The organism is Burkholderia sp. COPS (assembly GCF_019425585.1).
In the GTDB taxonomy this organism is placed as follows: domain Bacteria; phylum Pseudomonadota; class Gammaproteobacteria; order Burkholderiales; family Burkholderiaceae; genus Burkholderia; species Burkholderia cepacia.
The window spans coordinates 35,996-54,354 of record NZ_WIXR01000014.1 but is presented as its reverse complement, the minus strand read 5'-3'; the positions used below and the strand labels follow the sequence as shown (position 1 = coordinate 54,354).

The following is an 18,359-nucleotide window of genomic DNA, read 5'->3' as shown; positions in this document are numbered from 1 at the left end:
ACAGGAAGAAAATCCGACGATTCGGGAAAGCATCTTGACGGCAAAATGTCGGGAAGCGGCGAAATTGGCCGTCCGGCCAGTGTGCCGATCGGCCGACGATGCAACGCGCACGGCGGCTGTTACGCTTTTGCATCGGCGGCGCATCCCGATCGCGCAGCACACGCTGCCGCGCCCCGTTCCCACAGGAGAAATCCATGTCCTACATGCTGTTGATTGTCGAGCCGACCGACCAGCGTGCCGAGCGCACGCTCGACGAAGGCCAGGCGCTGTACGCGCGGATGGTCGATTTCGCCGAGACGCTGAAGGCGCGCGGCGTGCTGCGCGGTGTCGAGTCGCTGGAGCGTTCCGAGCGCGGCACGCGCGTGCAGGTGCGCGACGGCGAGACGCGCCTGCTCGACGGCCCGTTCGCGGAGGTGAAGGAGATGGTCGGCGGCTTCTTCCTCGTCGACGTCGACACCCGCGAGGAAGCGATCGAGATCGCGCGCCAGTGCCCGGCCGCGCAATGGTGCACGGTCGAGGTACGCGCGGTCGGCCCGTGCTTCCTGTGAATGCCGCGACTCGGTATTTACCCTGATTGTTCGCGGAACGTGTCGATCCGGGCGTCTTCCGGCCGTCGTCCGGATAAGGCGCCGCCGAACGGGCGCCGCCTGCCACCGATGACAAGGAGTAAACGATGCGATTCATGATCATGATCCGGGCGAACGCCGTCAGCGAATCCGACGCGTTGCCGGACAACCGGCTGGTCGAAGCCATGACCGTCTACCACGAGGAACTGGCCAGGGCCGGCGTGCTGCTCGACGCGAACGGGCTGCGGCCGAGCGCGCGCGGCTGGCGCGTGCGCTACACGGGCGGCAAGGGCACGGTGATCGACGGCCCGTTCGCCGAAACGAAGGAACTGATAGCCGGCTATACGCTGATCCAGGTGCGTTCGCGCGACGAGGCGCTCGAATGGACGCGCCGGTTCCCCGCGCCGTTCGGCGCCGAAATGGACTGCGAGATCGAGGTGCGGCCGCTGTTCGAGCTCGACGACCTCACCCCGAGCGACGCGGTCGAGCGCTTCCGCGATCTCCACGTCGGCCGCACCCAGGCCTGAATCCACCCGAATCCAGTCTCACCGGAGCATCCGTCATGCACAAGATGGTTTTCATCAACCTGCCCGTGGCCGACCTGCCGCGCGCGAAGACGTTCTACCAGGCACTCGGTTTCGAGGTCGTGCCGGCCTACACCAACGAACAGGCCGCCTGCATCAAGATCAGCGACACGATTTTCGCGATGCTGCTCGTGCGGCCGTTTTTCCAGACCTTCACCGGCAAGACCATCGTCGATCCGGCGACGCAGGTGCAGGCGCTGACGTGCCTGTCGTGCGACAGCCGCGCCGAGGTCGACGCGATCGTCGCGAAGGCGCTCGCGGCCGGCGGGTCCGCGCCGCAGGCGCCGCGCGAGTATCCGAACATGTACGGCCACGGGTTCGACGATCCGGACGGCCATGCATGGGAGCTGATGGCCATGCCGCTGGATGCGTCCGCCCAGGGGCAGGCGTCGTGACGCTCGAGGCGACTCACCGTGCGATCGAAGCGGTCTGGCGGATCGAGGCGCCCAAGATCATCGCGCGCGCCGCGCGCGTGGTGCGCGACGTCGGCGTGGCCGAGGAGCTGGCGCAGGACACGCTCGTCGCGGCGCTCGAGCACTGGCCCGTCGACGGCGTGCCCGACAACCCGGCCGCGTGGCTGATGACGGCCGTGAAGCGCCGCGCGCTCGACCGGGTCCGGCAGGAGTCGCTCCACGCGGCGAAGCGCGACCAGCTCGGCCACGAGATGGACGCGCTCGAAGCGCATGTCGTGCCCGACATCGCGGATGCGCTCGCCGACGCGAGCGACGACGACATCGGCGACGATCTGCTGAGGCTGATCTTCACGTCGTGCCACCCGGTGCTGTCGACCGATGCGCGCGTCGCGCTGACGCTGCGGCTGCTCGGCGGGCTGACGACAGGCGAGATCGCGCGCGCGTTCCTGACGCCCGAGCCGACGATCGCGCAGCGGATCGTGCGCGCCAAGCGCACGCTCGCGGCCGCGCACGTGCCGTTCGAGGTGCCGGCCGCCGATGCGCGGCCCGCGCGGCTCGCGTCGGTGCTCGAGGTGATCTATCTCGTGTTCAACGAAGGCCACGCGGCGACCGCGGGCGACGACTGGACACGCCCGGCGCTGTGCGACGAGGCGCTGCGGCTCGGCCGCGTGCTGGCCGGGCTGGCGCCGGACGAGAGCGAAGTGCTCGGGCTCGTCGCGTTGATGGAACTGCAGGCGTCGCGCATGCACGCGCGCACCGACGCGCAGGGCCGGCCCGTCCTGCTGCTCGACCAGGATCGCAGCCGCTGGGATCCGCTCTTGATCCGGCGCGGCCTCGCGGCGCTGGAGCAGGCGACGAAGCTCGGCGGCGTGCGCGGGCCGTATGCGTTGCAGGCTGCACTCGCCGCCTGCCATGCGCGTGCGCGGCAGGCGGCGGACACGGACTGGCCGCAGATCGTCGCGCTGTACGACGCGCTCGCCGAGGTCGCGCCGTCGCCGGTCGTCGAACTGAATCGCGCGGTGGCCGTCGGGATGGCATTCGGGCCCGCCGCGGCGCTCGAACTCGTCGACGTGCTGCGCGACGATCCGGCGCTTGCGCGCTATCACTGGCTGCCGAGCGTGCGCGGCGACCTGCTGGCGAAGCTCGGCCGCGCCGACGAGGCCAAGGCCGAATTCCGCCGCGCGGCGGAACTGACGCGCAACGAGCGCGAGCGCGAACTGCTGCTCAGGCGTGCGACCGACGCGTGAGGCGCGCAGCGCCCAGCACGCACACGCACACGCACACGCGAACGCGAACGCGAACGCGAACGCGAACGCGCGCCGCGCACCGGACACCACCCGCCACCCGGCAACGCATCCCGCCCCGCCGCGCAACGCGCCGACTATCGTCCGGATTGAAAAAGCCTATTGGGGGATGCGAACGCGAGCGCCTAGATTGAAGAGCACGATACGCGCGCCGCGGCGCACGCATCGTTCCCCACATACCTGATCGGCCCGGCTTCGCACGCGGCCGCGCCGACTCGAACGGAGGCGCAAATGGCTCAACTCAAGGGCAGCAAAACCGAAGAGAACCTGAAGGCCGCATTCGCGGGCGAATCGCAGGCGAACCGGCGTTATCTGTATTTCGCTTCGAAGGCTGACGTCGAAGGCCAGAACGACGTCGCCGCGCTGTTCCGCTCGACCGCCGAAGGCGAAACCGGCCATGCGCACGGCCATCTCGAATACCTGGAAGCCGTCGGCGATCCGGCAACGGGCTTGCCGTTCGGTTCATCGCGACTGAATCTCGAATCGGCGATCGCCGGCGAAACGCACGAATACACGGACATGTATCCGGGCATGGCGAAGACGGCGCGCGACGAGGGCTTCGACGAAATCGCGAACTGGTTCGAGACGCTCGCGAAGGCCGAACGCAGCCACGCGAACCGCTATACGAAGGCGCTGGACAGTCTCGTCGACTGACGGGCCGCCGCGGGCCGCACGGCAGGCCGTGCGACCGGCAAGCGGCCGGCTGTTCGTTCATCGCTGCCCGCATCGCGCGGGCGGCGCTGGCGCGCATGCGCGCCACGCTGGAGCGCCCCATGCCCCACAAGGAAGGCAGTCTCGAAGCCCCGACCCGGCATCCGCTCGACTGGCAGTCCGATGCGTTCTACGACCAGGCCGCGATCGACGCGGAAATGACGCGCGTGTTCGACATCTGTGCCGGATGCCGGCGCTGCGTGTCGCTGTGCGGCGCGTTTCCGACGCTGTTCGACCTGGTCGACGACACGCCGATGGGCGATATCGAGGAAGTGCCGAAGGCGGCGTTCGGCAAGGTCGTCGACCAGTGCTACCTGTGCGACCTCTGCTACATGACGAAATGCCCGTACGTGCCGCCGCACGCATGGAACGTCGACTTCCCGCACCTGATGCTGCGCGGCAAGGCCGCGCGCTACAAGCGCGGCGAAGCGACGTTGCGCGACAAGGTGCTGTCGAACACCGACGCGCTCGGTCACTTTGCCGGCATTCCGATCGTCACGCAGGCGGTGAACGCGGTGAACCGTACGCCGCCCGCGCGTCATGCGCTCGAAGCGACGCTCGGCGTCGATCGCCATGCGTGGCTGCCGGAATTCGCGCCGCGCAAGTTCCGGCGCGCGGCGAAACCGTCGGACGGCCTGCCCGTGCGCGACGGCGAACGCACGCCCGGCAAGGTCGCGATCTACGCGACCTGCTACGTGAATTTCAACGAGCCGGGCATCGGCCACGACCTGCTCGCGATCCTCGCGCACAACGACATCCCTTACGAGCTCGTCACGCGCGAAGCCTGCTGCGGAATGCCGCTGCTCGAGCAGGGCAATCTCGCCGGCGTGGCCGCGAAGAAGGACGTGAACCTGCCCGTACTCGAGCGCTATGCGCGCGAAGGTTATGCACTGATCGGCGCGATTCCGAGCTGCGTGCTGATGTACAAGAGCGAGCTGCCGCTGATGTTCCCCGGCGACGACGCGGTGCGCGCGGTGGCCGACGCATTCTGGGATCCGTTCGAATACGTGATCGCGCGGCATCGCGACGGGTTGCTGAAGACCGATTTCAAGACGGGCCTCGGCACCGTGTCGTATCACGTGCCGTGCCATGCGCGCGTGCAGAACATCGGCCGCAAGACGGCCGACGCGCTGTCGCTCGTGCCCGATACGCGCGTGAACGTCGTCGAGCGCTGCTCGGGCCACGCGGGCACGTTCGGCGTGAAAAAGGAGTTTCATGCGGACGCGATGCGGATCGGCGGCCCCGTGTTCAAGGCGATGGCCGAGCCGCAGCCGGATTTCGTGTCGTCGGACTGCGCGCTGGCCGGCCATCACATCGTGCAGGGCATCGACGAGAACGGGCTGCCGTCCGCGCCGCTCGCGCATCCGCTCACGCTGCTGCGCCGCGCATACGGCATCTGAGCCGCCGCCGGCCGACCCACGAGGACATCCCATGACGTTGACCCGCGACTCCCTGCTGACGCTCGAAGCGTACGCGAAGATCCGCAAGGCCGAACACGCGCGGCTCGTCGCGTACAAGCGCCGCCGCGCGGTAGCCCTCGGCAACCACCTGCGCTTCCTGTTCGAGGACGAGACGACGATCCGCTATCAGATCCAGGAGATGCTGCACATCGAGAAGATCTTCGACCAGGCCGGCATCGAAGGGGAGCTGGAAGCGTATCTGCCGCTCGTGCCCGACGGCACGAACCTGAAGGCGACGATGCAGATCGAGTATGAGCACGAGGTCGAACGGCGGGCGGCGCTCGCGCGGCTGATCGGTGTCGAGGATCGCGTGTACCTGCAGGTCGACGGCCACGCGCGCATTTATGCGATCGCCGACGAGGATCTCGAGCGCGACAATGCCGAGAAGACGTCGGCCGTGCACTTCTTGCGCTTCGAGCTCGACGCGCCGATGCGCGCGGCGCTCAAGGGCGGGGCGGCGCTGTCGATCGGCTGCGATCACCCGGCCTACACGATGCCGGCGCAGCGCGTGGACGCAGACGTGACCGCATCGCTGGCCGGCGATCTGCGCTGACGCATCCGCAGCACGTCAGCGGCGCTTCCGGCACTTCCGGTGCGTCCCGCGCACCGGTGTCCATTTTTCCGTTCCGACCCGAAACGCGATCTCCGCACGCGATGCGGCGCGTATCGCTCGCCTGCGGCCGCGAAGATGTAACAGGCGTCACGAACTTGCATCCAGCGAAAGACGTGCATCGCACGTCACCGTGCTTTCATCACTCGCAGAGAAACAATAAAAAGATTGTGCACGGAGATAATTAAAATCGGCGAAATTTGAATGATTTACCGATTCGTGAATATCTTGTTACGCTTTTTTCCCTGATTTACCGATGTTGGGAAGCAATGCGCGGGATTGTTGCCGGCAGGGGGCGGAGCGGCCCGAAAATGCCCATTCGCGGGCATTCTTCATACGCTGTAGAGCCCCGCCAGACGGGCCTTTGCAGCGTCGGGCATAAAGATCCCGCAAAAAAATTCAAGCATAAATACATTACGCACCCTTGGCAGGTTGTTTCAGTGCGTAACATTAAGTCATTGTCATATTGAGATAAACCCTAGGGATGGTATGCTTCGTGCACAAAAATTCCCACATTGGAGTGAGACCGTGATTTGTGCGCCATTGCCGGGAATGGCGGCACCGTGAAAGTGCGGTGTCGCACCGGCATGCACAACACCGGATAAGCATAATGTGCAACCTGGCCGCCCCGCGACGCGATGTGTCGCGATGGCGCCGCCAATCGCAGCCCCGGCCTGGCTGCGTGGAGAGATCTACTATGTTCTTCGATGAGCTTACCGATGAAGAGTGGTTTCGTCTTTCAACGCTGATCGCCGATGAACCCATCCGGCTGAACCGTCGTGGGCGTCCGCGTGCCGAACCGCGCGTCGTCGCCAACGCGGTGCTCTGGATCCTGACGACCGGTGAAGCCTGGTCGAAGCTGCCCGGTCGTTACCCGTCCGGGCCGACGTGCCGTCGCCGTTACGAGGAATGGCTGGCGTCCGGCACGCTGCTGCAGATGATCGACGTGCTGACCCAGTTCAGCGGGCGCACGTTCGCGTATATCCCGCCGCCGCCGGTGCCGGTCGTGCCCGCACGCCGTGCCGAGCCCGTGCCCGACAACGATCGCTTGCGTGGCGTGTTCTGGCAAAACCCCGAGTCGTGGCAATTGCCGGTCGCGCACGCAAACGTTTGGGGTGGCGAAGGCGCGTCGCAGTCGTCCATCCAGGACGACGCCGAAGCGCGGCCGTCCGACGCGTCGTTCGTGGTGCCGGGCGCGCGGTCGGTGGAGTTGCGCCATGCGCGTGCGTCGTCGGCGAGCTTCGCCGCGGCCGAACCGCAAGTCGACGAGTATCGCGGCTATACGATCCGCGGCATCGCGCAGCCCGTGCAGAACCTGATGTATCGCGCGTGGGCCGAGATCTCGCAGGACGAGCGGCGCGTCGAGCGTTCGGGCCTGATCGGCCCGCGCTTCACCGATGCCGAGGAAGCCGAGCAGTTCGCGCTCGACTGGGCACGTCAGTGGATCGATCGCCATGGCGCGAGCGACGAACCGGCACGCGCGCCGCAAGGCGAGGTGCTGGCCGGCCTGTCCGCGCTCGCGCGTGCGGAGTCGGACATCAAGCGCTTCATCGCCGAGCGTCACACGAGCGCGCTGTCCGAAAGCCGCAACGATCCGGTGCAGCAGGAGCGTCGCGAATACGTGTACCGCGTGGGCTGATCGCCGCACCGGTGAAACGGGCGGGCCGTCGTGTGCCACGACGCCCGCTCGGAAGCCTCGTCTTTCCATGCCTGCATCGCCCGGGGCGCCGCCGTCGAAGCGGCGCCCCGGGCGTGTACGTGTGTTACTGGCGGCCGTAGGTATCGTCGAAGCGGACGATGTCGTCCTCGCCGAGATACGCACCCGACTGCACTTCGATCAGCTCGAGCGGCATCTTGCCCGGGTTCTCGAGGCGATGCGACACGCCGAGCGGGATGTACGTCGATTCGTTTTCGGACAGCAGGAACGTTTCGTCGCCGCGCGTGATGCGCGCGGTGCCGCGCACGACGATCCAGTGTTCGGCGCGGTGGTGGTGCATCTGCAGCGACAGCCGCGCACCCGGTTTCACGACGATGCGTTTCACCTGGAAGCGTTCGCCCATGTCGACCGAGTCGTAGTGGCCCCACGGGCGATGCACCTTGCGGTGATCGGACGCTTCCGCGCCGCGTTGCGCCTTGATGCGCCCGACGATTTTCTTCACGTCCTGCACGCGCGACTTGTCCGCGACGAGCACGGCGTCGGGGGTTTCGACGACGACGAGGTTCTGCGTGCCGACGCAGGCGACGAGCCGGCTTTCCGAATGCGCGAACGTCGATTCCGCGTCTTCGAGCAGCACGTGGCCGCGGCCGACGTTGCCGGCTTCGTCCTTCTCCGAGATCTGCCAGATCGCATCCCACGAGCCGACGTCCGACCAGCCCGCGTCGAGCGGCACGACGACGCTCTCGCACAGTTGCGGCAGGCTCGCGAGCGGCTCCATCACCGCGTAGTCGATCGAGTTCGACGGCGACGCGGCGAATGCGTCGCGATCGACGCGGAAGAAATCACCATCGGCCTTGCCTTGGGCGACGGCCTGTTCGCAGGCCGCGTAGATCGCGGGTTCGAGCTGGCGGATCGCCTTCAGCCACACCGATGCGCGCACGATGAAGATCCCGCTGTTCCACCAGTATTCGCCCGATGCGACGTACTGCTGAGCGAGTTCGAGATGCGGTTTCTCGACGAAACGATCGAGGCGGCGCACGTCGAGGCTGCCCGTCGCGGCGTCGCCGAGCGGCGCGCCGACGCGGATGTAGCCGTAGCCGGTTTCCGCGTGCTTGGGCACGATGCCCATCGTCGCGATCCGGCCTTGCTTCGCGCAGTGCACGCCGGCCGCGACCGCGGCGTGAAAGCGCGGCAGGTCGGCCACCGCATGGTCGGCCGGCATCACGGTCATGATCGCGTCGTTGCCGTCGGCGACGAGCCGCAGCGCGGCGAGCGTCAGCGCGGGCGCGGTGTCGCGGGCGATCGGCTCGAGCATGATCGACGCGGACTTGCCGGTCAGGCGCAGCTGTTCGGCGGTCGTGAAACGGTGATCCTCGCCGCATACGATCAGCACGTCGTCGGTCAGCGGATGATCGCCCGCCAGGCCGTCGAGGCGCAGCGCGGTCGACTGCAGCAACGAATGTTCGCCGAGCAAGCCGATCAGCTGTTTCGGAAAGCGCTCGCGCGACATCGGCCACAGGCGCGTGCCGGAGCCGCCGGCGAGAATCACCGGTTGCACGGCGACGCGCGTGCCGGCGGCGGGTGCGGCGGAAGGGGAATGGCGCGTTTCGGCAGCCACGGCCGGAGCATTCATGTTGACACTCTCCACGGTTGAAGTCAGTGCCTGCCGTTGTAGCATGAAGTAAATCGACAATAAAACCGGGTCCATTGCCTGATATTCGCCGGGCATTCACCGGGAAGAATTTTCCTCGCCAGCATCCGGTGCAAATAAAAAAGTAAAAAATAAATCGGTGAATCGGCTGGTGTTGACCGTCCGCAAAGGGCGAGCGGAAACCGTAAAGCTTCCGAAAAATTCCCGATTCGCGATCATTTCGGGAAAAGCTGCCGATTTAATTCAAAAACTACGCAGCAAGAATTTCCGATTATTTTTCGAAATACTTGTGCGCTTGAGGCGGAATTTTCTTACCGCTTCAATAGCGTCATGCAACGTTTGAATCGAATGTGCGGCACGGGTCGCACGAGGAGCTGTTCGGCAAACGCCTGTTCAAAGAGGAAGCAGACATGTTGAGCGTGCTGGCGAGAGTCATCGATATCGCGATGGTCGTAGCGGGGGCGCTGATCGCCGCCGCACTGCACGGCGGCAGCATCTGGCTCAACGACCTGCAGCGCACGACGGTGCTGTTCGACTGCCTGCTCGTCATCGTGTTCTTTCCGGCCATCGGCATTTACCAGTCGTGGCGCGGCAAGCGTCTCGTCGGGCTGGTGGGCCGGGTTGCGTTCGCGTGGCTCGTGGTCGAGCTCGCGGGCATCCTGATGAGCTTCAGCTTCCATCAGTCGGGCGACCTGTCGCGGCTGTGGCTGGGTTACTGGGCGCTCGTGACGATGGCGCTGCTCGCCGGCTCGAAAGCCTGCGTGCACGTCGTGCTGCGGCAGCTGCGCCGCGGCGGCTACAACCTGAAGGCGGTCGCGATCGTCGGCGGTACGCCGGCGGCGCGGCGGCTGATCGCGCAGATGCGGGCGCGGCCGGAAGCCGGTTTCAACCCGGTGTGCGTCTACGACGAAAGCGAAGCGCCGGGCGAGGTCGCGCTCGACGACGTGCGCATCGAGCGGCAGTTCGAATCGCTGGTGTGGCTGGTGCGCAGCCGCGCGATCAGCGAGCTGTGGCTCACGCTGCCGATCACGGAGGAACGCCGGATTCACCAGATCGTGACCGTGTTCCGCCACGACTTCGTCAACATCCGCTTCATCCCGGACGTGCGCACGCTGTCGTTCTTCAACCAGGAAGTGGTCGAGGTGCTCGGCGTGCCGGCGATCAACCTCGCGGCGTCGCCGATCACCGACGTGCGGATCCTGCCGAAGTTCGTGTTCGACCGGCTGTTCGCGCTGGCCGCACTCACCGCGCTTGCGCCGGTGATGGTGGTGATCGCCGGCCTGATCAAGCTGACGTCGCGCGGGCCGGTGTTCTTCCGCCAGAAGCGCAAGGGCATCGACGGGCACGAGTTCGAGATCTACAAGTTCCGCTCGATGAAGGTGCACCAGGAAGTGGCCGGGCAGGTCACGCAGGCGACCAAGAACGACTCGCGCGTGACGCCGGTCGGCCGGTTCCTGCGCCGCACGAGCCTCGACGAGCTGCCGCAGTTCATCAACGTATTGAAGGGCGAGATGTCGGTCGTCGGCCCGCGCCCGCATGCGCTCGCGCACGACGACATCTACAAGGATCTCGTCAAGGGCTACATGTTCCGCTACCGGATCAAGCCGGGCATCACCGGCTGGGCGCAGATCAACGGCTTTCGCGGCGAGACCGACCAGATCGAGAAGATGATGGGACGCGTGAAGCTCGATCTGTACTACATGCAGAACTGGTCGTTCTGGCTCGACATCAAGATCGTCGTGCTGACGCTCTGGAAAGGCTTCACCGGCAGCAACGCGTACTGAGTACCGAGGCCGCGCCACGCAGGCATCGCGGTTTTACGAATTTCGAATCATTGGTCAAGAGGTCCGACACATCATGAATCTGACTATCATCGGCAGCGGTTACGTAGGTCTTGTCACCGGCGCCTGTCTCGCCGACATCGGGCACGACGTGTTCTGTCTCGACGTCGACCAGGCAAAGATCGACATCCTGAACAACGGCGGCGTGCCGATCCACGAGCCGGGCCTCAAGGAAGTGATCGCGCGCAACCGCTCGGCGGGCCGCCTGCGCTTCTCGACCGATATCGAGGCCGCGGTCGCGCACGGCGACGTGCAGTTCATCGCGGTCGGCACGCCGCCCGACGAGGACGGCTCGGCCGACCTGCAATACGTGCTCGCGGCGGCGCGCAACATCGGCCGCTACATGACGGGCTTCAAGGTGATCGTCGACAAGTCGACGGTGCCGGTCGGCACGGCCGAGCGCGTGCGCGCGGCGGTGGCCGAAGAGCTCGCGAAGCGCGGCGGCGACCAGATGTTCTCGGTCGTGTCGAATCCGGAATTCCTGAAGGAAGGCGCGGCGGTCGACGATTTCACGCGGCCGGACCGCATCGTGATCGGCTGCGACGACGACGTGCCGGGCGAGCGCGCGCGCGAGCTGATGAAGAAGCTCTATGCGCCGTTCAACCGCAACCATGAACGCACGCTGTACATGGACGTGCGCTCGGCCGAGTTCACGAAATACGCGGCGAACGCGATGCTCGCGACCCGCATTTCCTTCATGAACGAGCTGGCGAACCTCGCCGACCGTTTCGGCGCGGACATCGAGGCCGTGCGCCGCGGGATCGGCTCCGATCCGCGCATCGGCTATCACTTCCTGTATGCCGGCTGCGGCTACGGCGGCTCGTGCTTCCCGAAGGACGTCGAGGCGCTGATCCGCACGGCCGACGAGCACGGGCAGGCACTGCAGATCCTGAAGGCCGTGTCGTCGGTCAACGCCACGCAAAAGCGCGTGCTCGCCGAGAAGATCGTCGCCCGCTTCGGCGAGGACCTGACCGGCCGCACGTTCGCGATCTGGGGCCTCGCGTTCAAGCCGAACACCGACGACATGCGCGAAGCGCCGAGCCGCGAGCTGATCGCCGAGCTGCTGTCGCGCGGGGCGCGCATCGCCGCGTACGACCCGGTCGCGCAGCAGGAAGCGCGCCGCGTGATCGCGCTCGATCTCGCCGATCACCCGAGCTGGCTCGAGCGCCTGAGCTTCGTCGACGACGAGGCGCAGGCCGCACGCGATGCCGACGCGCTCGTGATCGTCACCGAATGGAAGATCTTCAAGAGCCCCGACTTCGTCGCGCTCGGCCGGCTGTGGAAAGCGCCGGTGATCTTCGACGGCCGCAACCTGTACGAGCCGGAGACGATGAGCGAGCAGGGCATCGAATACCACCCGATCGGCCGGCCGGGCTCGCGCCAGGCCGTCGCCGCGCGTGTGCCGGGCACCGCGCCCGCGAGCGCGTAACCCGTTTCCCGTCACTCGTTACGAGACGCCATGTTCCGGAACATCCTGATCGTCTGTCACGCGAACGTCTGCCGCAGCCCGGCGGCGGAAATGCTGTTCAAGTCGCACGCCGCGTCGCGCGGCGGCCCGCGCCCGACGTTCCATTCGGCCGGCGTGCATGCGAACGACGGCGACGGCATCGATCCGGTGATGCGGCAGCTGCTCGCCGAGCGGGGCGTCGATGCGACGACCCACCGCTCGCGGCGGCTGTCGCGCCGGATCGTGCGCGACGCCGACCTGATTCTCGTCAGCGAGCGCGGACAGATCGCGGCCGTCGAACAGGTCGATCCGTTCGCGCGCGGCAAGGTCCACCTGCTCGGCAAGTGGGAAGGGGCCGAGATTGCCGACCCGCACGGCGGCCCCGAGGCCGATTACCGCGAGAGCTACTCACTGATCGAACGTCTGGTTCAAGGATGGCTACAGAAACTATGCTGAAACGCCCGATGCGCCCGGTGGCGCTTGCCGTCGCGCTGACGACCTTCCTGTCAGCCTGTGCAACCGCGCCCGGCAACTACCTCGACTCGTCGAACCTGAAGGACGAAGGCCGGCAGCAAGCGGCCGAGACCTATCCGGTTCATTACATCGACGCCAAAGTGGTGATGGACCAGCTGCAGAAAGCGCAGGTCGATCATCCGCTGCCGCCCGGACGCTATACCGATCCGTCGCAATACGTGTACCGCATCGGGCCGCAGGACATCCTCGGCGTCACCGTCTGGGACCACCCGGAGCTGACGACGCCGCAGGGCCAGTCGTTCTCGAGCGGCGGCAACACGACGCAGACGATCGCGGGCGCGCTGCAGCAACCCTATTCGTCGTCGCTGCCGGGCCAGGCCGATCCTTATGGCCAGACGGTCGCCGCCGACGGCACGATCTTCTTCCCGTTCGTCGGCCGCATCCACGTGGCGGGCAAGACGATCGCGCAGACCCGTGACGAGCTGGCCACGCGACTCGCGCGTTATGTGAAGAATCCGCAGCTCGACGTGCGCGTGCTGTCGTTCCGCAGCCAGAAGGTGCAGGTGACCGGCGAGGTCAAGACGCCGGGCCCGCTCGCGATGAGCGACGTGCCGCTGACGCTGGTCGACGCGATCTCGCGTTCGGGCGGCTCGACGACCGACGCCGATCTGCAGCGCGTGCGCCTGACGCGCGACGGCAAGCTCTACACGCTCGACGCGAACGGCGTGCTCGACCGCGGCGACGTGCGGCAGAACGTGATGCTGCAGCAGGGCGACATCATCAACGTGCCGGACCGCAGCGACAGCCGCGTGTTCATCATGGGCGAGGTCAAGACGCCGGTCACGGTGCCGATGCTCAAGGGCAAGCTGACCATCGCCGACGCGTTGACGGCCGGCGGCGGCATCCTCGACACCGATGCGAACCCGCGCAAGATCTACGTGATGCGCGGCATGCGCGACAACCCGACGAAGCCTGAAGTGTTCCGTCTCGACATGACGCAGCCCGATGCGCTGATGCTGTCGAGCCGCTTCCCGCTTCAGCCGCTCGACGTGGTCTACGTCAGCACGGCCAGCTCGGTGCAGTTCAACCGTGTGCTGCAGCAGGTGTTGCCGACGATCCAGACGATCTTCTACATGCGGCAAATCACGCGCTGATAGCCCGCCGGGGCGGCACCTCCGCCCCGGCACCACTCAAGCGGGAACGAATGGTGAACACGCAAGCGAAACACTCCTACGCGGATCTGTCCGTGAAAACCGAGGAAGAGGACGTCGTCCTCGGCCAGTTGCTCCAGGTGATCATGGACGACATCTGGCTGCTGCTCGGCATCGCGGTGACGGTCGTCGCGCTCGCCGGCCTCTACTGCTACGTCGCGAAGCCGGTGTACCAGGCCGACGTGCACGTGCGGGTCGAGAGCAACGACAACACGTCGCAGGCGCTCACGCAGACGCAGACCGGCGCGACGATCAACAGTGGCCCGCAGCAGGCGCAGACCGACGCGGAAATCGAGATCATCAAGAGCCGCGGCGTCGTCGCGCCGGTGGTCGACCAGTTCAAGCTGAATTTCTCGGTCGTGCCGAAGACGCTGCCGCTGATCGGCAGCCTCGCCGCGCGTGTCGCGACGCCGGGCACGCCGTCGCGGCCGTGGCTCGGCCTGAAATCGTATGCATGGGGCGGTGAAGTCGCCGACGTCGATTCGATCAGCGTCGTGCCCGCGCTCGAAGGCAAGAAGCTGACGCTGACGGCCGGCCCGAACGGCACCTATTCGCTCGTCGACCAGAACGGCATGCGGCTGCTGTCGGGCCAGGTCGGCGAATCGGCGCAGGGCGGCGGCGTGACGCTGCTCGTGTCGAAGCTCGTCGCGCGCCCCGGCACGCAGTTCACGGTGGTCCGCTACAACGATCTCGACGCGATCAGCGGGTTCCAGGCCGGCATCCAGGTGACCGAGCAGGGCAAGCAGACGGGCGTCGTGCAGATCTCGCTCGAAGGCAAGGACCCGGACCAGACCGCCGCGATCGCGAACGCGCTCGCGCAGTCGTACCTGAACCAGCACGTGGTCGCGAAGCAGGCCGAAGCGACCAAGATGCTCGACTTCCTGAAGGGCGAGGAACCGCGCCTGAAGGCCGACCTCGAACGGGCGGAAGCCGCGCTGACGCAGTACCAGCGCACGTCGGGCTCGATCAACGCGAGCGACGAGGCGAAGGTCTACCTCGAGGGCAGCGTGCAGTACGAGCAGCAGATCGCCGCGCAGCGCCTGCAGCTCGCGTCGCTCGCGCAGCGCTTCACCGATTCGCACCCGATGGTGATCGCCGCCAAGCAGCAGCTCGCCGAGCTGCAGGGCGAGAAGGACAAGTTCAGCAACCGCTTCCGCAGCCTGCCGGCCACCGAAGTGAAGGCCGTCCAGCTGCAGCGCGACGCGAAGGTCGCCGAGGACATCTACGTGCTGCTGCTGAACCGCGTGCAGGAGCTGTCGGTGCAGAAGGCCGGCACGGGCGGCAACATCCACCTCGTCGACTCCGCGCTGCGTCCGGGCGACCCGGTCAAGCCGAAGAAGGTGCTGATCCTGTCGGCCGCGGTGTTCCTCGGGCTGATCCTCGGCACCGGCGTCGTGTTCCTGCGCCGCAACCTGTTCCAGGGCATCGAGGACCCCGACCGCATCGAGCGCACGTTCAACCTGCCGCTGTACGGGCTGGTACCGCAAAGCGCCGAACAGGTGAAGCTCGACGCGGCGGCCGAGAAGGGCGGCAGCCGTACGCGGCCGATCCTCGCGAGCCTGCGTCCGAAGGATCTGAGTGTCGAGAGCCTGCGCAGCCTGCGCACCGCGATGCAGTTCGCGATGATGGACGCGAAGAACCGCGTGATCGTGCTGACGGGCCCGACGCCCGGCATCGGCAAGAGCTTCCTGACGGTCAACCTCGCGGTGCTGCTCGCGCATTCGGGCAAGCGCGTGCTGCTGATCGACGCCGACATGCGCCGCGGCCTGCTCGACCGCTACTTCGGCCTCACCTCGCAGCCGGGCCTGTCCGAGCTGCTGAGCGACCAGTCGGCGCTCGAGGACGCGGTGCGCGAGACGCCGGTGCAGGGCCTGTCGTTCATCTCGGCCGGCACGCGCCCGCCGAACCCGTCGGAGCTGCTGATGTCGACGCGCCTGCCGCAATACCTCGAAGGACTCGGCAAGCGCTACGACGTCGTGCTGATCGATTCGCCGCCGGTGCTGGCGGTGACCGACGCGACCATCATCGGCCGCATGGCCGGCTCGACGTTCCTCGTGCTGCGCTCGGGCATGCATACCGAAGGCGAGATCGCCGACGCGATCAAGCGCCTGCGTACCGCGGGCGTCGATCTGGAAGGCGGGATCTTCAACGGCGTGCCGCCGAAGGCGCGCGGCTACGGCCGCGGTTATGCGGCCGTGCATGAATACCTGAGCGCCTGATCCGAATCGCACGTAACCGGGCGGGCCGCGCGTGCCGCCTGTCCGGTCGACAGGAGAACCAACGATGAAAATTTCCGTGCTCGTTCCGACCTATCGGCGCCCCGCCGACCTCGCGCGCTGCCTGCTGGCGCTGCAGCGGCAGCAGCGGCTGCCCGACGAGGTGATCGTCGTCGCGCGCCCGGAGGACGATGCCACGCACGAACGGCTCGCCGATCCGGCGGTCGGCGGCGCGCTGCCGCTGCGCATCGTGCCGGTCGATGTGCCGGGCCAGGTCGCCGCGCTGAACAAGGGGCTCGACTCGGCGAACGGCGACATCGTCGCGATCACCGACGACGACGCGGCGCCCCATCCCGACTGGCTCGCCCGCGTCGAGTCGGCGTTCGAGGCCGACCCGCGCGTGGGCGCGGTCGGCGGGCGCGACTGGGTGCACGAGAAGGGCCGCGTGCTCGACGAATCGCGCGAGCTCGTCGGCCAGCTCACGCTGTCCGGCAAGATCGTCGGCAACCATCACCTCGGCGTCGGCGGCATGCGCGAAGTCGACATGCTGAAAGGCGCGAACATGAGCTACCGCCGCGCCGCGATCGAGCGGCTGCGCTTCGACACGCGGCTGCGCGGCGCCGGTGCGCAGGTGCACAACGACATGGGTTTCAGCATGCACGTGCAGCGCAACGGCTGGAAGCTCGTCTACGACCCGGCGATCGCGGTCGATCATTTTCCGGCGGAACGCTTCGACGACGACCGGCGCGATGCCGCGTCGCTGAATGCGATCAGCAACGGCGCGTACAACCTGCACCTGATCCTGCGCGAGCACCTGCCGCCCGTGCGGCGCGAAATCGCGTGGTGGTGGTGGACGCTGGTCGGTACGCGCGTCTACCCGGGCCTCGCGCACGTGCTGCTGTCGCTGCATACGGCGAAGCGCGAGCGGATCCGCGAGCAGTGGCGCGCGGTGCGCCGCGGCGCGCGCGATGCCCGCCGCGCGAACCTTGCCCCCCACCGTGCGGCGATGCCGCCGGTGACGTCTTGAACGAGCCGCGCGCAACGCCGCGCGGCCGAACCCGGAGAAGGGCTCGAATGACTGCAACCAAGGTTCATGTCCATCTGTTCCACGGCGCCGATCCGCGTACCTACCGGAAAGGCGAGAACATCGGCTGCCTGTACGGTTATCACCACGCCGAATCCGACGAATTCCGGCTGACCTATTCGCAGGACGGCGGCGAGAGCCGCGTCGCCAGCCTCGCGCGCCGCGCGCTGAAGGCGGCGCTCGGCTTCGACGTCGTGCATGCATGGCGCAACCGTGCCGCGCTGCTGAACACCGACGTGATCTGGACGCACACGGAGCAGGAGCACCTTGCGGCGTCGCTGATCCTGAAGCTGGCCGGCGAGCAGGGCAAACGTCCGCTGCTGCTCGCGCAGAGCGTGTGGCTGTTCGACAAGTGGGGCAGCTTCGGCGGCCCGCGCCGCTGGCTGTACCGCAAGCTGATCGCGCGCGCCGACGCGCTGACCACGCTGGCCCGCGACAACGCCGACCTGTGCCGCCGTTATCTCGGCCGCGAAGCCGAGTTCGTCTACTACGGGCTGAACACGCAGGATTTCCCGATCGTCGAGCCGCGGCAATGGCAACCGAACCGGCCGCTGCGGATCGCGGCGATCGGCAACGACCGCGACCGCGACTGGCGCACGTTCCTCGCCGCGTTCGGCGGCGATGCGCGCTACGACGTGCGGCTGGCCACCCGGCGCCGCGTGCCGCGCGAGTGGCATGCGCCGAACGTGAAGATCGGCTCGGCGTCGGGGCTCGCGAAGCAGCATGAACTGTACGCATGGGCCGACGTGATCGTCGTGCCGCTGCGGCCGAATTTCCATGCGTCGGGCATCACCGTGATGCTCGAGGCGGCCGCGGTCGGCAAGCCGATGATCGTGTCCGACGTCGGCGGCCTTAGCGACTACTTCCCGCACGATACGGCCGCCTACGTGCCGGCCTTCGACGCGCAGGCGATGCGCCAGGCCGCCGATCGCTTCGCGGCCGATCCGGTCGCGGCGCTGGGCTGCGCGCGCGCCGCCGCCGCGTGCCTGCGCGAGCGCGACCTGACCACGCAGGCGTTCGCCGAGCAGCACGTGCGGATCACGCGCGACATGCTGCGCCGGCGCCGGACGCCGGCGGCGGCGGGCCTCGCGATGCCGCTCGCGGATTCGCGCCCGTCGTCGCGGTGAGAG

At 67.3% G+C, this 18,359-nt stretch carries 16 protein-coding genes; 15 read left to right on the top strand and 1 reads right to left on the bottom strand.

The window, feature by feature from the left end; translation table 11 throughout:
- Positions 1-194 precede the first annotated feature (194 nt).
- The 8 genes from FOZ70_RS12310 (at position 195) to FOZ70_RS12275 (ending at position 7,287) form a co-directional block, all read left to right on the top strand.
- Entirely contained in the window at positions 195-548 is a 354-nt protein-coding gene (locus FOZ70_RS12310) for a YciI family protein (protein ID WP_021164040.1), read from the top strand.
- A gap of 125 nt (positions 549-673) precedes the next feature.
- On the top strand, positions 674-1,093 hold the full coding sequence (locus FOZ70_RS12305) for a YciI family protein (protein ID WP_021164039.1): 420 nt from the start codon (positions 674-676) through the stop codon (positions 1,091-1,093).
- A gap of 35 nt (positions 1,094-1,128) precedes the next feature.
- Positions 1,129-1,545, top strand: coding sequence for a VOC family protein (locus FOZ70_RS12300; protein ID WP_021164038.1), 417 nt, complete (start codon positions 1,129-1,131; stop codon positions 1,543-1,545).
- The gene (locus FOZ70_RS12295; RefSeq protein ID WP_059484101.1) at positions 1,542-2,810 is read left to right on the top strand and encodes an RNA polymerase sigma factor; all 1,269 of its coding nucleotides are present in this window, start codon (positions 1,542-1,544) and stop codon (positions 2,808-2,810) included. The genes FOZ70_RS12300 and FOZ70_RS12295 overlap by 4 nt, the downstream gene beginning before the upstream one ends.
- A gap of 288 nt (positions 2,811-3,098) precedes the next feature.
- On the top strand, positions 3,099-3,521 hold the full coding sequence (locus FOZ70_RS12290; protein ID WP_006497294.1) for a rubrerythrin family protein: 423 nt from the start codon (positions 3,099-3,101) through the stop codon (positions 3,519-3,521).
- Between the two features lie 119 nt (positions 3,522-3,640).
- Positions 3,641-4,978: a heterodisulfide reductase-related iron-sulfur binding cluster gene (locus FOZ70_RS12285; RefSeq protein ID WP_021163255.1), complete on the top strand. Its 1,338-nt coding sequence runs from the start codon at positions 3,641-3,643 to the stop codon at positions 4,976-4,978.
- Positions 4,979-5,009: 31 nt separating this feature from the next.
- On the top strand, positions 5,010-5,591 hold the full coding sequence (locus FOZ70_RS12280; protein WP_021163254.1) for a DUF3501 family protein: 582 nt from the start codon (positions 5,010-5,012) through the stop codon (positions 5,589-5,591).
- A 754-nt stretch (positions 5,592-6,345) separates the two neighbouring features.
- Positions 6,346-7,287 (top strand): transposase, encoded by a 942-nt coding sequence (locus tag FOZ70_RS12275; RefSeq protein ID WP_219706045.1) that lies wholly within the window; start codon positions 6,346-6,348, stop codon positions 7,285-7,287.
- A gap of 124 nt (positions 7,288-7,411) precedes the next feature.
- On the opposite strand, the gene FOZ70_RS12270 is transcribed toward FOZ70_RS12275, so the two are convergent.
- Complete coding sequence (locus FOZ70_RS12270) at positions 7,412-8,938, bottom strand: mannose-1-phosphate guanylyltransferase/mannose-6-phosphate isomerase (RefSeq protein WP_059493574.1); 1,527 nt, start codon at positions 8,936-8,938, stop codon at positions 7,412-7,414.
- 428 nt (positions 8,939-9,366) lie between these two features.
- Between FOZ70_RS12270 and FOZ70_RS12265 the strand changes: the two genes are divergently transcribed.
- The 7 genes from FOZ70_RS12265 to FOZ70_RS12235 all read left to right on the top strand — a co-directional run bounded on the left by FOZ70_RS12265 (position 9,367) and on the right by FOZ70_RS12235 (position 18,356).
- Positions 9,367-10,740 carry an undecaprenyl-phosphate glucose phosphotransferase gene (locus FOZ70_RS12265; RefSeq protein ID WP_219705956.1) on the top strand — a complete coding sequence of 458 codons (1,374 nt, stop codon included), beginning with the start codon at positions 9,367-9,369 and terminating at the stop codon, positions 10,738-10,740.
- Between the two features lie 73 nt (positions 10,741-10,813).
- Positions 10,814-12,226 carry a UDP-glucose/GDP-mannose dehydrogenase family protein gene (locus FOZ70_RS12260; protein ID WP_048022236.1) on the top strand — a complete coding sequence of 471 codons (1,413 nt, stop codon included), beginning with the start codon at positions 10,814-10,816 and terminating at the stop codon, positions 12,224-12,226.
- A 30-nt stretch (positions 12,227-12,256) separates the two neighbouring features.
- Positions 12,257-12,700, top strand: coding sequence for a low molecular weight protein-tyrosine-phosphatase (locus FOZ70_RS12255; protein ID WP_021163251.1), 444 nt, complete (start codon positions 12,257-12,259; stop codon positions 12,698-12,700).
- Positions 12,694-13,872, top strand: a complete 1,179-nt coding sequence (locus tag FOZ70_RS12250) for a polysaccharide biosynthesis/export family protein (protein WP_021163250.1) — start codon at positions 12,694-12,696, stop codon at positions 13,870-13,872. The genes FOZ70_RS12255 and FOZ70_RS12250 overlap by 7 nt, the downstream gene beginning before the upstream one ends.
- Before the next feature lie 50 nt (positions 13,873-13,922).
- Positions 13,923-16,148 carry a polysaccharide biosynthesis tyrosine autokinase gene (locus FOZ70_RS12245; protein ID WP_219705955.1) on the top strand — a complete coding sequence of 742 codons (2,226 nt, stop codon included), beginning with the start codon at positions 13,923-13,925 and terminating at the stop codon, positions 16,146-16,148.
- Between the two features lie 64 nt (positions 16,149-16,212).
- A complete protein-coding gene (locus FOZ70_RS12240; protein ID WP_059484098.1) occupies positions 16,213-17,172 on the top strand; it encodes a glycosyltransferase family 2 protein in 960 nt (319 codons plus the stop codon).
- A 47-nt stretch (positions 17,173-17,219) separates the two neighbouring features.
- Positions 17,220-18,356 carry a glycosyltransferase family 4 protein gene (locus tag FOZ70_RS12235; RefSeq protein ID WP_059484097.1) on the top strand — a complete coding sequence of 379 codons (1,137 nt, stop codon included), beginning with the start codon at positions 17,220-17,222 and terminating at the stop codon, positions 18,354-18,356.
- The last annotated feature ends 3 nt before the right edge of the window (positions 18,357-18,359 follow it).

What these genes read in the sequence shown, in the direction of transcription:
- FOZ70_RS12290 (WP_006497294.1), top strand. Translation starts at nt 3,099, where the DNA reads ATGGCTCAACTCAAGGGCAGCAAAACCGAAGAGAACCTGAAGGCCGCA.
- FOZ70_RS12270 (WP_059493574.1), bottom strand. Translation starts at nt 8,938, where the DNA reads ATGAATGCTCCGGCCGTGGCTGCCGAAACGCGCCATTCCCCTTCCGCC.
- FOZ70_RS12275 (WP_219706045.1), top strand. Translation starts at nt 6,346, where the DNA reads ATGTTCTTCGATGAGCTTACCGATGAAGAGTGGTTTCGTCTTTCAACG.
- FOZ70_RS12235 (WP_059484097.1), top strand. Translation starts at nt 17,220, where the DNA reads ATGACTGCAACCAAGGTTCATGTCCATCTGTTCCACGGCGCCGATCCG.
- FOZ70_RS12305 (WP_021164039.1), top strand. Translation starts at nt 674, where the DNA reads ATGCGATTCATGATCATGATCCGGGCGAACGCCGTCAGCGAATCCGAC.
- FOZ70_RS12245 (WP_219705955.1), top strand. Translation starts at nt 13,923, where the DNA reads ATGGTGAACACGCAAGCGAAACACTCCTACGCGGATCTGTCCGTGAAA.
- FOZ70_RS12280 (WP_021163254.1), top strand. Translation starts at nt 5,010, where the DNA reads ATGACGTTGACCCGCGACTCCCTGCTGACGCTCGAAGCGTACGCGAAG.
- FOZ70_RS12285 (WP_021163255.1), top strand. Translation starts at nt 3,641, where the DNA reads ATGCCCCACAAGGAAGGCAGTCTCGAAGCCCCGACCCGGCATCCGCTC.
- FOZ70_RS12300 (WP_021164038.1), top strand. Translation starts at nt 1,129, where the DNA reads ATGCACAAGATGGTTTTCATCAACCTGCCCGTGGCCGACCTGCCGCGC.
- FOZ70_RS12255 (WP_021163251.1), top strand. Translation starts at nt 12,257, where the DNA reads ATGTTCCGGAACATCCTGATCGTCTGTCACGCGAACGTCTGCCGCAGC.
- FOZ70_RS12240 (WP_059484098.1), top strand. Translation starts at nt 16,213, where the DNA reads ATGAAAATTTCCGTGCTCGTTCCGACCTATCGGCGCCCCGCCGACCTC.
- FOZ70_RS12265 (WP_219705956.1), top strand. Translation starts at nt 9,367, where the DNA reads ATGTTGAGCGTGCTGGCGAGAGTCATCGATATCGCGATGGTCGTAGCG.
- FOZ70_RS12260 (WP_048022236.1), top strand. Translation starts at nt 10,814, where the DNA reads ATGAATCTGACTATCATCGGCAGCGGTTACGTAGGTCTTGTCACCGGC.
- FOZ70_RS12310 (WP_021164040.1), top strand. Translation starts at nt 195, where the DNA reads ATGTCCTACATGCTGTTGATTGTCGAGCCGACCGACCAGCGTGCCGAG.
- FOZ70_RS12250 (WP_021163250.1), top strand. Translation starts at nt 12,694, where the DNA reads ATGCTGAAACGCCCGATGCGCCCGGTGGCGCTTGCCGTCGCGCTGACG.